The sequence below is a fragment of the Paenibacillus kyungheensis genome, assembly GCF_028606985.1.
GTDB lineage: Bacteria > Bacillota > Bacilli > Paenibacillales > Paenibacillaceae > Saccharibacillus > Saccharibacillus kyungheensis.
On record NZ_CP117416.1, the window covers coordinates 390,323 to 407,005 of the forward strand.

Consider the following 16,683-nt stretch of genomic DNA (forward strand, 5'->3'; position numbering starts at 1 on the left):
ATAGAAGTAGACTCAGAAGGGGGATCTTTATATGCTGTACACCGAACTGAAAACCAATCAAGGAATCCATGGTTTGACCGGACAAGCGCAAGATGGATTGTGTACATTGCGTTGGTTATGGCCACGCGATACAGAAGCGGTCTATATTGAAAAAGTAACGCAGATGTCCGCAGTTGGCGAAGAAGGTAGTTCATCAGATCAGCCAGATTCTTCTCCTGCGAGTCTGCGTCTATATACCAAAGAAGAATATAAAGCGAACAATGGATATATCGAAAGAGTCGATCATTTTGGGAGGATGACATATACCGTATATATGACGTATGAAGAACAAGGAGAAACTGTACTTGTGCGTCAACCGGATGGTCAAAATACGATTGAACTTAGTGCAGGCAAAGCCAAAATTTATTACTCGATTAAGCAACAAGGAGTATGGTTTGGCAAACGTAAAACGGTGCGAATCGAAGTTCATGCAGAAGTGCCTATTCCCAAAGAAGTATTATGTTATGTGAAAAAAGAAGGCGGGTATGCTGTCAATAAAGATGATGGGATTGTATATCCATTTGCAGCTCCTTTTCAAGCAGGACGTAATGAATTGCCCGCGATTGAAGTAGGCAAAAATGAATATGTAAGACTCTTTTTTACCGATGGACGTACATACGGACAGATGTACGAATTGATTTTGGAGTAGGGGGAAGATCGTTGAGATGAATATCTTCGATTGGTTTAAAAAGAAACCGGAAGCCGCGCCTAGACCGTTATTTTACGATATCGTTTGCCCGTATTGTTTTAATAAATTTTCACCGGAAGAAGTAGAATTTCGTGCTTCACATCACCGTGAAGATGATGAAGATTACGGACTCGGTGAAGATGCAAAGTTAAATAAATATCGTTCTCGCTTTGGACTGGATACGGTTCATGATATGGAAGCGGTATTGCTACCAACAGATGTTCCTGAAGAACAGCGTATTTATTCGGATCATGTACTGGTGGGACTCAATGACCGCTATGGCGAAGTCACACGTCGTCGTCTGTGTCCGCATTGTCATAATGAATTACCGGTCACTTCAGGCAAAGTACCTAGCAATATTATTTCGATTGTGGGTGCTTCGCAGGTAGGTAAGTCTGTCTATATGACAGCACTAATCCATACGTTGCAAAATACTACAGCAGAAAATTTTGATGCCGCCTGTATGCCACTAACCACAGAGATTAGTCGCAAATTCCGTATCAATTACGAAGAACCTTTATTTGAACGTGGCGATCTACTGGGTTCTACGCAAAAAGAACGGATGCAAGAACCGTTTATTTTCCAATTTGTTTTCAAAGATGAAGAGAAGCCACCGTTAACACTGGTGTTTTTTGATGTAGCTGGTGAAGGTATGGTTGATCAGGATTATTTGGGACTGCATGGTCAGCATATTAAAAACTCTGCCGGGATTTTGTTTATGGTCGATCCGCTTCAGATTCGCTCGATCCGAGATCGTATTCGGATTAAGCTTGGTGACGATAAAGGAGAATGGGTGTCTCGCTATGATGAGCCACGTGATGTGGTATTAACTTTATTTAGCGATTTTATAGCTCATCAAGAAGATAGCAAAACCAATATTCCAACAGCTGTTGTGCTGACTAAAAGCGATATGCTGGAATCATTGCGTGGAGATGAAGGCGAATATATCAAATCCAACAGTAATGTGTTCCATAATGTAATCCATCGTGATTATTTTGATTTGAATGAATTTGAAAATATAGATGGTGAAATTCGCCGTTTTATTGAGCGTGTCGATCGTCCATTTAAAGGAACGATGGATGTATATTTCAAAGACACTGCTTATTTTGCTGTCTCGGCATTAGGAAGTAATCCTATCGACCAGAAGCTACAAAGTGTCGTTAGTCCGATTCGTGTCGATGAGCCATTTATCTGGTTATTGTACAAACTGAATTACATCGAGGGGAGAGGAAACGCTTGAGTTTATTCTCGAATGCCCTTATCGATCAACAGATGTATACCCGGGAGAAAAGTGGTATTTTTCGCTCTACCGAGGGGTACGATACGATTGCCAAATCGTCTGGACTTGATAACTCGTTTATCAAAAAGTATATTCATCCATTATGCGTATATGATGCGCCGGCAGAGTTGTTAGCCAAAGGTGAAAAAGAAGATGCTTTATTTCCGTCTGCCTTACAATTGGTACGACTGGAAAATGGTGATATTGTACTTGGAACTAGCCATTACGTAAATGCTGATTTTACAGGGCTAAGAAGTACATTCTTTTCACATAATTATGTAATTCCTGCGGTGCGTGCTGAAGAGTGGGTACATCACTATGATCGCTGGTTACAAGCGGATTTTGAGGAAAAGTATGATGTAGAGCAAGGGCAAGACTTACCACAATTGCAAGATATTCCGTCTACACCGTCTGCTTCAAATAGTATGGCTGTATTAGAGGAATTAGGAATAGATGGAGCTACTTTTCGGCAATTGATCGGTGCAGTGATGTCTGCGATTCATAAGCGTCGTAAAGTATATATTTCGCTGAATGTACCGATTACTGAACTGTCTGTATATGCCAAGCGATTAACAGCGGTGATTACAGAAGCTCTTCCTTATGCTTTCCGTCGTCGTCTAGGATTTACCACTTATGCGAAAGAACCCGAAAGCCGTAAAGGGATTCAATTGATGTTTGTTGAAAGTGGTTCGATTCGTGCGGGTGATCGCAATATTGAGCGTGATTATCATTTTGACTGGAGTACAGGTCGTATCCATCCAGCTCAACCGGAAAAAGCAGGTCAAGTATACACCGAATGGGTCTGGGAGCATATTACACAACCGGATCAATTGCGTGCATTACAAGAATTTGCTGATAGCGGGCAAGCAGGAATCGATGCTTCGACAGAAGAGTTACCTGATCCTGCACATTATGATGAGTGGACAACGTTGTTTCGTGTAGAAGCGGGCGACGAACAATTATATAGCGAGCATCCTGCGGCTATCTTGCAATCGTTGCTTACACATTTACGACCAGCAGGCGCGCTGGATTCTGCAATGCGTGTAAATGATTTATTTTTATCACGTTTTGATCGTGAATTTGATGAAGTACGGACAGGTGTTGTACCGGATATTGCGATTGCAGAATGTTTTGCAGAGTATTACGGTATCGATGAAGTACATACCGGACGCAAAATTGTAGAGTATTTTATCTGGGCGATTCGTAATGCTGTTGCGGCAGGACAGACAGCAGCAAGTCAGGCATTCTATGTAATGATGGAGAAACATCCTGCTTTAAATGATGCATTTATCAAAATGGCAGGTAGTCAGCCTAGTCTTGCAGTTATGTTATTAAATCCGTTAATAGAACGTAAATTCCATCAAGCACAGACTGTCGAAGAAGTGATTCAATTGGCTGTAGAATGGGGCACGACCTATCCAGATTTACTAGAGATGGACGATTATTGTAATCGTGCAGGTCAATCTTTTATGGAAGCTTTACGGCATAGCTCTGACTTGATGATCGCTACAGGTAAAGTATTTACTTTATTAGATGAAGTAGATACCGGTTCATTACATGGAAAAGTGATTCCACCCGAAGCTTGGAGACAATCCGGTCTAGGAGATGATATGCGAGCTTCTGCGGAACGATTATTATTGAATGATCTGGAATGGTCAACACTGACTCGTGAAAAGTTGTTGCAAGCAGATTTCCTATCTCTTCCGTTACCAAGTGATGAATATCCTGAACGTGCTGATCGCCGTCTCAATGCCAAAAAATTAGCACTACAATTATTATATATTTGGTTTACTGAAAAAGAATTATCCGCAGATTTAATGAATTTATTGCATCAATTACAACCGAATGAGAAAGATCAAGTACAACAACTAGGACGCTTATGGCTAGCCAATGATATTCGAAAAGGACAATTCGGACGGTTGGCGGCAGCTTTTAGCTATAGTGCTGAACCGAATGACTTGGATTATTCTGCAATGGTAGAAGCGGTTCGCCAGCATGCGAGTACTCCTGAACAAATTTATACTTTTTTCCATTGGTCAGAAGGACGTGCAGAATTTATGCTACCTGACCCTGCTTCATCAACTAGCGATCATTTGTTAGATAAAGATCGAGCCCGTACAGCCGATACTCCAAAAAAAACATCGGGTCGCAAGTCGCAAAGTCCACGATTTGTACCTGCTTATGAGACTGCTATTCTGGCGTATTTTCGCAGGCATGATCCAGAAGCATTTCGCAGAGGAGAACTTGCTTCGCAAGCGAAAGCTGATTTTCCCAAAGAAGGAGCAGCATTGCGAGCAGTATACCTTAAAGCAAGAGATGAATTAGCTACACCATTATCAAAATGGTTTAAACGTAATCGTAAACGCATGCCCTTATTAGCGCTACTAGCGGTTGTCTTACTGGTAGCGATCGGTGGATTATCTGTATATGCATTAAAAGTATTTGGCGTGATTACTGTCGAGCAAGCGGCACCTGCGGTTGATCCGATACCAGAAGTGACCGAACCGCCGACAGAAACCGTTCAATTGCCCAAAGTAGTAGTCACATTATTGACTCCAGATGCAGATACCAGTGCAACGCCAACCACAGGTACAGATAACAGTAGTACCAGTAATAGTAATAGTAATAGTAATAGTAATGCGACAGGTCTTGCTTTTCACTTTGCAGATCTAGCTACTTGTGAAGCATTCAAACCTACCAAAGCAACATTGCTGATGGGGAACGGGCAAAAAGTAGATTATACTCAATTGAATGCCAAGTCGCTTTGCAAGACGTCCACGAGTAGCGGGAATACTTCTTCTGATTCTTCAGCAGAAGATTCTACAACTAACCGTACCGACGATACATCCAGTACTACAGGTATGAGCGATAATCCTACGATAGCTACTGTATCAGCAACTTCTGAATCGACTACAGATTCAGATACAACCGATACGATAGATCCTAAAGGCTCAACCAATGCTACAACCGACACAGGAACAACCGATTCTTCTACATCAAGTACATTACCAACAGAAGAAACAGAACCTGTATCTGAAGCTCAGTTGACTGAAAGTAATCCATATACAGTCACGATTGATTTGCCAGCCAAAACAGATAGTCATAATATCAACAAAATCAAAATTGATAGCACTGAATATGCTATAACATCTATTAGTGCAGATTCAGCAACAACTGATTCCTCTAGCTAAACGTTTGAATGTGCAAAAGCTCGCTTTTCTGTTTTTAAGAAAGCGAGCTTTTGCTATATGTTGTACTATGAAATCACAACAAGAGTAGAAAGCAAAGGAGATCATTATGGAAAAACGATTGTCGATTGGCATGATGATTGGCTGGAAAATACGATTAGATTTACCTCTGGCTTGTGCATTAATAGCACACAGTCAAGAAGTTGATTTTTTCTACTTTTATCCTGCGGGTATAGATGAACAGACGCGTACGATTGAAGGGCAAGCATGGGACGGCACACAATGGGTCACCGGAATATTTGCATATCCTGATGTGATCTATGATCGGATGCGTCGCAAAGGTTCAGATCAATTCGGTAATATCTATGAAAAATTAGCAGGTATTCCTATCACTCATACGCTGAGAGGACGTTCTATTGTCAAAACGAAAGTTTATAATGTGCTTCGCGGGGATGCGAATTTGAAAAAGTCACTGATCCCTTTTATGACGATGAGAGATCCTGAAAAAGTCATCGAATTTGTTCATAAACATCAACGTGTGATTTTCAAAGCAGATGGTGGGGCATCTGCTCAAAATATGTTTACAGTAGAAGTGAAAGATGATGGATATGAAGTGTTCGATCAGACTTATTTGCATACGATGAATCAGGAACAAATGCTCGAGGTGGTTACGGTATTGATTGAACGTAGATATTGTGCACAGAAATTAATTCAAAGTACAACAGTGCAAGAGTTTCCATTTTTTATTCGTGTTCATGTATCCAAAGACGGTCAAGGGCAATGGATGGTTGCGTTCTGTTCAGTCTCTTTGTCGCTTAATCCGATGATCAAAGTAACGAATAGCGAAAGTACATTTCGTGTGACCACCACATGGACTCGTTTTCTCAATCATCAATTCGGAGAACAACCGGGTGGTTCAATGGATCGCAAAATTCAAGCATATGCGATTGAAATCTCGCAATATCTTGAACAGCAATGGGGTACAGGATTTCACGAAATAGGATTAGACCTCGGAATTGATAAGCAAAATAAAATTCGATTGTTTGAAGCAGGTCTGGGGATACCGGATACTTCTTTCCATAATATAGAGCTGGCTCAGCCTGCGATCGCTTACTGTCAATACTTAGTACGTCAGTCGCAATCTTCTTAAAAAGCGATTATAGCTTGTTTAATCTATCTATAAATACATTGGATAAAAGCAAAGGAGAATATGATGGAGAAGCGATTGTCGATTGGAATGCTTATCGGTTGGAAAATAGAGCCTGAATTGTGTCTAGCCAGTGCGATGGCAGCTAGCAGTCATCAAGCGGACTTTTTCTATTTCTACCCTGGCGATGTGAAGGAAGCAACACGTACGATTCGTGGCAAAGAATGGAATGGTACAAAATGGGTCTACAACACTTTTGATTATCCTGATGTGATCTATGATCGCATGCGCCGTAGAGGATCAGATCAATTCGGCAATATTTATGAAAAGTTAGCGGGTATTCCAATAACACATACCCTTATAGGCAAGTCGATGTACAAAACAAAAGTGTACAATCTACTGTTAGGTCATCCTGAGCTTAAAAAAATCGTAATCCCTTTTATGACTATGCGAGAACCGGAGAAAGTGATTGAATTTATTCAGCAACATCAGCAAGTGGTACTCAAAGCCGATCGAGGGGCTAAAGGCGAGAATACATTTACAGCAGAAGTAAAAGGAGACATGCTGGAAGTATTCGATCAGACGTATATTCATCAGATGAACGCTGAGCAAACGATAGCTTTGGTAGAATTATTGACGGAACGACGCTATTGTGTACAAAAATTAGTGCAGAGTAGTACCGTTATACAAGGATTTCCTTTTTATATTCGAGTGCATATTGCCAAAAATGGCAAAAACGAATGGATTGTCGCTTTTTGTTCAGCAGGGATTTCTTTAAAATCCAATATTAAAATAGCCAACAGCAAAAAAACACTGACTGTATCTACCACATGGAATCGATTTTTGGAGCATCAATTTGGTGAAGAAGTGAACGGGCCGATGGATCAAAAAATACAAAAAACTGCCTTACAATTAGCAAATTATTTGGAATCACAAATCGGATCAGGATTTCATGAAATCGGGTTGGATATTGGTGTAGATGAACATCGCAATATTTGCTTATTTGAAGCTGGAATCGGACTACCATCGACACTGTTTAACTACGTAGAATTGGCGCGCCCGGCTATCGAGTACAGTCTATATCTAGCACGTCAATCATTGAAATAGCATATATCATCATTTTGGAGATGAAAGGAAAGGTAGATATGGTTATCAACGCTGATATTCATCGGAATACTTGTGATTTTGATGTGTTGATTGTAGGCGCAGGCCCCACAGGACTTACGCTAGCAATTGAACTAGCAAGACGCGGTATATCGTATCGAATTATTGACAAAGCGCCGCATCCTTCCAAATATTCCAAAGCATTAGGTGTGATGGCACGTACATTAGAATTATTACATCAAGCAGAGGTGGCAGATACATTAATAGCTCAAGGGCATCAAGTCACAGGGATGCAAGCATCTAGCTATAACAAAGTATTAGCACAGGTAAACTTTACTTCATTAATTCAAAGCCCTTACCCCTACGTACTGATGGTTCCGCAAAGTATCACCGAACAAGTGCTAATTGATCGTTTAACATCACTTGGAGGTACTGTAGAGCGACAAGTGCAATTAACTGCTTTGCAACAGCTAGATCAGCCTCAGCAATATGTACAGGCAATTATTCAACATACAGACAAATCTGTTCAGTCTGAAGAAAAGATATTGGCACGCTGGGTAGTCGGTTGCGATGGAGCTCATAGTACTGTGCGCCATCTCAGTGACATTGCTTTTGAAGGCGAAGTACTGGCTCAATCGTTTGCTCTAGCTGATGTACAGATCGATTGGAAGCAAGATCATAATAAGCTGTATGTCTATCTGAATAAAGGCTATCTGACAGCTCTTTTCCCGATGCTGGATCATCGACACCGGGTTATTATTGGCATGCCACCGGATCATGCTGTAACTTCCTCTACTTCTGATCAATCTATTGAATTAGAAGATATTCAAGCGGTATTGGATATTTGTCTGCCGATCAAAGTCACTATTTCAGATCCGATCTGGTTAGCAAAATTTGCTGTACATCAACGGAAAGTGAAGTCTTATCGTACAGGTCGCATTTTTCTAGCAGGAGATGCTGCTCATATTCATTCACCTATCGGTGGACAAGGAATGAATACAGGGATTCAAGATGCATTTAATCTAGGTTGGAAATTAGCGCTAGTCTGTCAGGGGTATGCTTCCGATACTATACTGGATAGCTATCATGCTGAACGTGAACCGATTGGACGACAATTGCTACGTGGAACCTCTCTTTTTACCCGGTTAGCGACAACCCGATATTCTGTACCGATTGCGATTCGCAATACAGTCGCTCCATTACTATCTTCTCGTAAAGTAATCCAAAAGCGATTGTTCAGTCTAATCTCCGAAACAGGATTGGCTTATCCCCACAGCCCTATTGTGCAACAAGGCAAAGGCTGGCAACGACCAATGCTTCATGCAGGAGAGCGAGCACCTGATGGAGGATACGGACAATCATCTCGCCATACGCTACTTTTATTTACAGGAGAACATCCTGTAGTCGCAAGCCCGAAGCCACCCACACTTGAAGATGAGATCGAAGAGCCAGATCACCGTTCATTACTGAATCAAGTAGCTGTGAAATGGAAAGATATTATTGATATCCATATTTTATTACCGGATCAACCATTAATGACTCCTTTAACACTACCCACACATATTCATACCGATCCAGACAATCATCTGCATCAACAATATGGAATGGGCAAAGGTGGCTATGTGCTGATTCGTCCAGATGGATATATCAGTTATATTGGCAGTCTAAGTGATGAAATGGACTTGATTGGCTGGGTACATCGTTCTTTTCAGATACCGGCTAGACCTTCCTCATCTATTCAATTGTAGAAAATCTGTAGAAAATAAAAAGAAATAAACGAAAATATGTTCGTAACCTATACCATTCTTCGGTCTGCTTCATGTATAATGGGATATTATGTTTACCAAACGGATGATCAATATTATTAAAGGAAAGGCAAGGAGTCTATTATGCATTCACCATCGCCACTATCCTATACAGACAGAACCTATACGGCATTATTAAGCTTCGAAGAAGATCGAGGCTTTTTCCTGCATATTTCACGCGCCGATGGAGTCGTTGAAGAGGAACAAGCTGAGGAAGTACAGCAGATGGTTATGGGTAAAACGCTTCGTAATGCTGAACATAGATGGCAACACTCCTCTTACGGTCATAGCGAATGTCTGCTCAAACCGGAAGAAGCGCACAAATTATATACACGATTGACCAGATTAGTACCGGGCACATTAGAGTTATTTGATGGTACACCGATTGAAGCAAGTTACGATGGTAGCGCTGAAGCTGTTCTTTCTGGCGGGAGTGAACCTGCTACGACTATCGCTATCTCTACATCTTCAGAATCAAGCTATAGTGTAGATGATCTGGATCATTATCTTGAAGATATTCCTGATGAAGAAATCGTCTATGGTATCGATCCTGCCTATGCACAAGATCAGTCTTTTCAAGTTGCTGAAGAATATATTCCTTATGCTGCTCCAGAAGAATTTACAGATAGTATTCATATGGATGCCAAATGGGTGCTTGAAGGCAGACGAGACGAGAAAAATGGTGTCGGACAAGTCACAGCTGTACCGATGATCGAGATCAGTGGGATTCGCTATCCTGCTGTAGAATTATCACGTCGTCTGGGTGCATCTGGAACGTATGTTGGATTACATGAGCATGGACAGATCGAAGCAGATGTATTACGCGAATTAGGGTTAGGGCCTATGGGTAGAATGGCTGACGGTACATCACTTGATAAAAATAGTAAATTAACATCGCAAGAAATTATTCAGCGTGGTTCTGAACGACTCAGCGGCCCGTGGGAACAATTGCTGATTCCAGATTTGGCTTTACCGGGTACAGAACGTGATTTGGCGCAACATTTTGATTTTCTAACGCATTGGGGAATTTCTGGCGGGATTTTAGGCGGAGTGATGAAGCATAGTGAATCGCTACAGCATTTTCTGGAAGCTTATATTCGCAAATTTCCAGCATGTAAGATTGCGATTATTGGTAAAAAGCCTTTACTGACTGGATTGCAAAAGCTATGGCAACCGACACTCGGATCATACTGGCAAGAAGCATCTGAATTGTCGAGCAAGACCAGCTCAACCAAAAATAAATCGACATTACCATTGATTGCTGTACCTGCTAGTCTATTGACTGGAAGAACAGCGCTGTTGCCAGGTGGAGTCGATATTGCGATTTATTTAGAACCTGATGAATTAACAGATAGTGTAACGAGCAAAGTATACAAAGCTATGAATAAGTTAACTACCCGCTTACGGTTGGCGATCTATGCAGAAGGTCAACATTTGGATGAACCTCATATGCGAACAGCTCAGACCAGTCTGCTCAAATTATTTCATTCCGTAGTACGTGAATACGCGATTGTCGATCCCGACCATCCATTGACCGAGTTACCACCTGCTTTTCCGATGGTGGTCAAGCGTGCACTTCAATCGGGATTGCCACAAGTAAGTGAACACAAAGGTGGATTTGCTGAATTTGAATGGGGAACAGAAGAACGGGGATTGCGTATTCCTGAACGTCCTGCTGACCTTTCTATTCCTATGATGGATACCACTGTAGACGAAGATTGGAAAAAAGATCATATTATCTATGACCATCAAGGCTGGTTACAGTCTTTTCAATATAAAAAAGAAGATAGTCCTTCTGTTACTTTGCCACCTGAATCTACAGCAGATCCACAATCTGCAAGCGAGAGAGAACAGGACGACATCAGTGGCTATGAAATGGATCTTAATCAACCACCTACTTACAAAGTAGTTCATTCTACTGGAAAAAGTACTTCTATTCCGGTCAATACTGCTTCGATGTCTGCATGGAAGATTCCGCCTATAAATGCTGCTGAACATGAAAGCATTTATTCGCAGGATCAAGCAAAAGGCGATATCGCAGAAGTCGATTCGTTGGTAGATCATCGTGTTGCTCATGATAATCATGCACAAGAGATCGTGCTAGATAGCGAACTTGCACCACGCTATGTATCGTATGAAGATTCATCGAAGTATAGTTCATCAGAGACCGATGAAGAATTGCGCTCTCAATCATCAATTCAGACCGCAGAGCATGTTTTTGCGAAGCGTGCACATGAAATGATAGAACATCGTGAAGAAGAAGCTGAATTTGTTCCATTTATGAGTTATTGGCCGACTTATGAGAGTATGACATGGCGACAGAAAAAGTGGTATTTCTACTGGCGTCAAGAAGTACGTGAAGGTCGATATCCAGCGACAGATTTATCGTATATTTTCTTAATGTGTTACGAAATTATCAATGGCGCAGGGTGGACAGAACCGTTAGAAGGGCATCAATATCTAATGAATCTATGGCGTCAATATCGCAAAAAGTTTATCAAATTAGATCGATATATTCCGCAGTGGGTACTTGATTTTGGACAAGTTCATGACCTGCATGAACCGCTGAGTGAATTTATGATTGAAGCATCTGATCATTTGCCTACTGAATTAGCTGATCTGGAATGGGAACGTATCTGGTCATCTCAACCAGCACAGATTCCTTTTGCACTGGTTCATCAATTACTTGATTATGATATGCAACGTAGCCGATTTTATGTGGAAAAAGGTAGCGAATGGATACAAGAATATGTGCCTAAAGTGTTGGCGGCGGTCGATGCTTTTCTAGATAAACAGCAAGGAGCAAGGTTGATCCAGATTTTCCGTCCACCTGTATACCGGGAGACTGAACGTTATTTGTTCCGCAGTGCTGTCTATGATGCTACAATCTACGGGCGCACTGTTACTGTCAGACGATTGCCGTTATGTGAACATAAGCCACTACGAGAATTTTTGACTGGTATTATCAAATTAACAGAAAATGAATTTCGTCGTCATCTGGAATTTAGCGGTCGACTTCGTATCAATCCACCGGTTGAACCAGAGATCGCTCGCTTGATCGAACGGTATATCAAGCGTATATTTACAGTGCCAGAAGAATTACCTGCACCAAGACAAGTGCAGATTGATACATCGGTACTTGAACAATTACAAGCGGATTCTAATGTGGTACGTGATATGTTGACTTTGCGTGAAGAACAGAAGATTAGCAATGAAGAAGAATGGACAACATGGATCGCTGAACATGCATTAGCTGTAGATGCTGACTCACCATTGGTAGAAGAAGAGCCAGAGATAGACACACAACAAGACACCCTCCAATCAGTAGACGATACAGAGCAGACGTTACCGTTGCAATCTTCTCTTCCTCATCAGGATCAACCTATAGAAGAGATGAGGGTGAGCATTGCTCCGTTGCCTGCTGAACTGGATAACGAATGGCAAGAGTGGATTGATGGCTTACAGACGCATCATATTCAATTTTTGGGCGCATTGTTAGATGAAGCGGATGATTCAGTATTGCGTGATATCGCTAGTAAAGGTGGCACAATGCCAGCACTGCTAGTCGATGAAATTAATGATCTGGCGATGGATACAATCGGTGACCTTTTGCTTGAAGAAGGTACGATTATGGAAGAATATAGAACAGTGCTTGATGCAATCATCATGAGGTGAAAAGAAAATGAATGAAGTTAAAATTCCCAAACGGATCACCACTGCATTAGTGAACTCTTTTGCGGCAGGAGTTGTTCCCCGTATCGGTCTGGAACATGTAGCGGTTGGTCGTAAATATGAAGTAGAATCTATTTTGCGTGAGCTGGATAATGTAGCTGATGGCGGAGCGGCTTTCAAATTAATCACAGGTCGATATGGTAGTGGTAAAAGCTTTTTGCTACAAATGATCCGTAATTATGCAATGGATCGCGGATTTGTAGTCGCAGATGCCGATCTATCTCCTGAACGCCGTCTTACTGGTTCCAAAGGTCAGGGACTTGGCACATATCGCGAATTAATGACCAATCTATCGACTCGTACCCGTCCAGACGGTGGAGCGCTTGAATCGATGTTACAGAAATGGATATCGACCCTTCAACAACAAGTGATGGAAGAAAATAATGTATCTGCAGACGATCCCTCTATAGGGATTGAAGTGCAACGCCGTATCCATTCAGTAACATCTGAAATGGAAGGCTGGGTGCATGGATTTGATTTTGCCAAAGTGTTATCGGCGTACTGGCAAGGGATTCGCCTGGGTGAAGACACGCTCAAACAATCGGCACTACGCTGGTTGCGTGGCGAATATCCAACCCGTACCGAAGCTAGACGTGAATTAAATGTAGGCGTGATTATTGATGATGACGGTTGGTATGATTATATGAAATTATGGGCAGAATTTGCTGCTCGTATCGGTTATCAAGGATTGCTGTTATTTGTTGATGAAGGTGTTAATTTATACAAAATTTCTAATAGTGTATCCCGTCAAAGTAATTATGAAAAGCTGTTAACGATCTTTAACGATACGATGCAAGGTAAAGCAGGGCATCTGGGTGTATTTATCGGTGGCACACCGCAGTTTGTCGAAGACCCGCGTCGTGGATTATATAGCTATGAAGCTTTACGTTCCCGTTTATCTGAAAGTCGGTTCGGTAGCAGTGGAACCAAAAACTTTGCAGGGCCTGTGATTCGACTAGAAATGTTATCACATGAAGAAATATTATTAATGCTACAAAAGTTACGTGATATTCATAGTCAGCATCACAAGTATGGATCGACATTAGAACAACATCAACTGGTCGCTTTTATGCAAATTGCTGTCTCACGCATGGGGGCAGAAGAATTGCTGACTCCGCGTGAAGTGGTACGTGATTTTGTTGATTTGCTTAATACGCTTCATTTTAATGAAGAATTATCGTTTGATGAATTGTTAGGGCAGTTAGCGACAGCGCCGACCAATCCGCATGGCGGTGGATATGCGGCTGATCCTGATGCATTACCTAACTCAGCCTCCAGTCAGCGTACACCAGCTGGAGGATCAGCTTCACCTACACCCAAAGATGAAGTCGATGATTTTTTGGCGGAGTTTGATCTATGAGTAGAAATCATCCATTTTATCGGTTGGCTCCATTTATTCAGGAATATATGTATCGTAGTGGTTGGAAAGAAATGCGTGAAGCACAGGTAGAAGCTTGTCGGGTGCTTTTGGATACATCCCATCATTTACTGATTGCGTCCGGTACAGCTTCTGGTAAAACAGAAGCTGCTTTTTTTCCAGCATTAACCGCATTACATGAACATCCGTCCAAATCGGTCGGCATTTTATATATAGGGCCTCTCAAAGCATTAATCAATGATCAATTTGAACGGCTCAAAGGGGTTTTGCGTGATTCGGATATTCCGGTCTGGCACTGGCATGGCGATGTTCCTCAATCACAGAAAACCAAATTAATGAAAAACCCTTCTGGCATTTTACAAATTACACCGGAGTCACTGGAAGGATTGTTGATGAATCGTCCCAATTCGATTCCAGCGCTATTCGGTGATCTTCGTTATATTGTAGTCGATGAAGTGCATGCTTTTATGGGAGCCGATCGGGGAATTCAAGTACTCTCACAATTATCCCGTATTGAGCGTATGGGTGGCTGTCGTCCACAACGAATCGGATTATCTGCGACCCTAAGCGATTACGAAAGTGCGACCCAATGGTTAGCCGCAGGTACAGGTCAACCGGTTGATATTGTATCACCGGAAGGCAATCGTAAGTTGCGTTTGAGTATCGAACACTTTTCATTTCCTAATGCTCGAAATGAAGAACAAGCTCAACAATTAGAATATGCGCAACAAGCGTATCATAACTTTATCTATGACCAGACCCATCATAAAAAAGCACTGATCTTCACCAATAGTCGCTCAGATGCAGAATATATGACGCTCGAAATGAGAGCTGTTGCTGCTAAGCGTCAAGAACCGGATATTTTTCATGTACATCATGGCAGTATCTCGGCATTGTTACGAGAAGAAGCCGAAGCGGCTCTGCGTGAAGGGTACGGCCCTGCTGTAGCGGCGGCGACACTGACACTTGAACTGGGCATCGATCTGGGTGAATTAGAACGTGTTATTCAATTAGGTGCGCCTTATTCATGCTCTAGCTTTGTTCAGCGATTAGGACGTTCAGGGCGACGTGAAGGGTCTGTATCAGAAATGATCTTTGTCTGTCCGGAAGAAGAAGATGAAGAAGCACAATTGCCTGCACGTATGCCATGGATTATGTTACGAGCGATTGCAGTCATTGAATTGTATGTGAAGCAGAAATGGGTAGAGCCTTTCAGTGCACGCAAATTGCCTGTCGGTATTCTGTATCACCAGACGATGAGTATACTCAAAAGTATGGGCGAAGCAGAGCCTGCTGAATTGGCGCGTGCTATTTTGACATTACCGCCTTTTCGCCATTTTAGTGCAGAGCAATACCAATCGTTTCTTCAATACTTATTGCAATTGGATCATCTTCAATATACCGAAGAAGGCACATTAATTATCGGGTTAGCCGGAGAAAAAATCGTCAACAATTTCCGCTTTTATGCCGTATTCAAAGACGATGAAGAACATGCTGTCTATAATGGATCTGAAGAAATCGGTTCGATTACGACCGTTCCACCACCGGGCTATTGCTTTTCACTGGCAGGCAAGCTCTGGAAAGTCGAAGAGATCGACAGTCGCCATCGGGCAGTCTATGTCAAATCTTCGAAAGGGAAAGTGGATACGCTCTGGCTTGGTGCAGGTGGTGATATCGATACCATGATTATGCAGAAGATTCGCGAAATTTTAGCATCTAATGATCATTATCCTTATCTAGCCCCTCAAGCCAAAACCCGATTAGAACGAGCACGTCGATTAGCAAGAGAAACCGATTTGCTCAAAAAGATCGTGTTACCTGCTGGTGGGGATTCCTGTTTTGTTTTACCATGGGTTGGGAGTAAGTCCTTCCGTACATTGGAACGATTGCTCAAGCATAATCTATCCGAACGTCTGGGACTACGGGCAGTAACACCGCTAGAGCCTTACTATTTTGTCGTATCCGGTCAAGCAGATGCTGCTGAGATCGAAGCTGAGATTATCGCAGAATGTGAACGGATCGAGAATCCTGAGCAATTACTGGCAGAAGAAGAGGCTCCTTATATGGGCAAATACGATGAATTTATTCAACCATTGCTGGTACGGCAAGCATTTGCTACAGATGGATTAGATATCGAAGGTTTGAAAAGTGGATTAAATTCCCAGAAACCTCAAATTAATTTGTAATGTTCAACCGATAAAGAAGCTAGGGCATGCGTCGCTCTAGCTTTTTTCATATCGTAAAATATATAGGGGATCGGGTATGATAAGCAAAAGTTGACAATGATTATTCTCTTAAATATAATTAACTTATTAAAAGTAAC

At 41.9% G+C, this 16,683-nt stretch carries 9 protein-coding genes; all 9 read left to right on the forward strand.

From position 1 onward, the window contains the following. Window positions 1-31: 31 nt before the first annotated feature. The 9 genes from PQ456_RS01725 (at window position 32) to PQ456_RS01765 (ending at window position 16,546) form a co-directional block, all read left to right on the forward strand. A complete protein-coding gene (locus PQ456_RS01725; protein WP_273614575.1) occupies window positions 32-688 on the forward strand; it encodes a beta-mannanase in 657 nt (218 codons plus the stop codon). 16 nt (window positions 689-704) lie between these two features. Beyond that, complete coding sequence (locus PQ456_RS01730; RefSeq protein WP_273614576.1) at window positions 705-1,967, forward strand: TRAFAC clade GTPase domain-containing protein; 1,263 nt, start codon at window positions 705-707, stop codon at window positions 1,965-1,967. Continuing rightward, complete coding sequence (locus PQ456_RS01735; RefSeq protein ID WP_273614577.1) at window positions 1,964-5,197, forward strand: GAP1-N2 domain-containing protein; 3,234 nt, start codon at window positions 1,964-1,966, stop codon at window positions 5,195-5,197. The genes PQ456_RS01730 and PQ456_RS01735 overlap by 4 nt, the downstream gene beginning before the upstream one ends. 106 nt (window positions 5,198-5,303) lie before the next feature. Beyond that, window positions 5,304-6,344 carry a YheC/YheD family protein gene (locus tag PQ456_RS01740; protein ID WP_273614578.1) on the forward strand — a complete coding sequence of 347 codons (1,041 nt, stop codon included), beginning with the start codon at window positions 5,304-5,306 and terminating at the stop codon, window positions 6,342-6,344. A gap of 63 nt (window positions 6,345-6,407) precedes the next feature. Beyond that, window positions 6,408-7,448: a YheC/YheD family protein gene (locus PQ456_RS01745; protein WP_273614579.1), complete on the forward strand. Its 1,041-nt coding sequence runs from the start codon at window positions 6,408-6,410 to the stop codon at window positions 7,446-7,448. A gap of 38 nt (window positions 7,449-7,486) precedes the next feature. Then, a complete protein-coding gene (locus PQ456_RS01750) occupies window positions 7,487-9,193 on the forward strand; it encodes an FAD-dependent monooxygenase (RefSeq protein ID WP_273614580.1) in 1,707 nt (568 codons plus the stop codon). A 141-nt stretch (window positions 9,194-9,334) separates the two neighbouring features. Next, window positions 9,335-12,925 carry a TerB N-terminal domain-containing protein gene (locus tag PQ456_RS01755; RefSeq protein ID WP_273614581.1) on the forward strand — a complete coding sequence of 1,197 codons (3,591 nt, stop codon included), beginning with the start codon at window positions 9,335-9,337 and terminating at the stop codon, window positions 12,923-12,925. Between the two features lie 7 nt (window positions 12,926-12,932). Next, entirely contained in the window at window positions 12,933-14,342 is a 1,410-nt protein-coding gene (locus PQ456_RS01760; protein WP_273614582.1) for an ATP-binding protein, read from the forward strand. Beyond that, window positions 14,339-16,546, forward strand: a complete 2,208-nt coding sequence (locus tag PQ456_RS01765; protein WP_273614583.1) for a DEAD/DEAH box helicase — start codon at window positions 14,339-14,341, stop codon at window positions 16,544-16,546. Before PQ456_RS01760 ends, PQ456_RS01765 begins: the two co-directional genes overlap by 4 nt. Window positions 16,547-16,683: the final 137 nt, after the last annotated feature.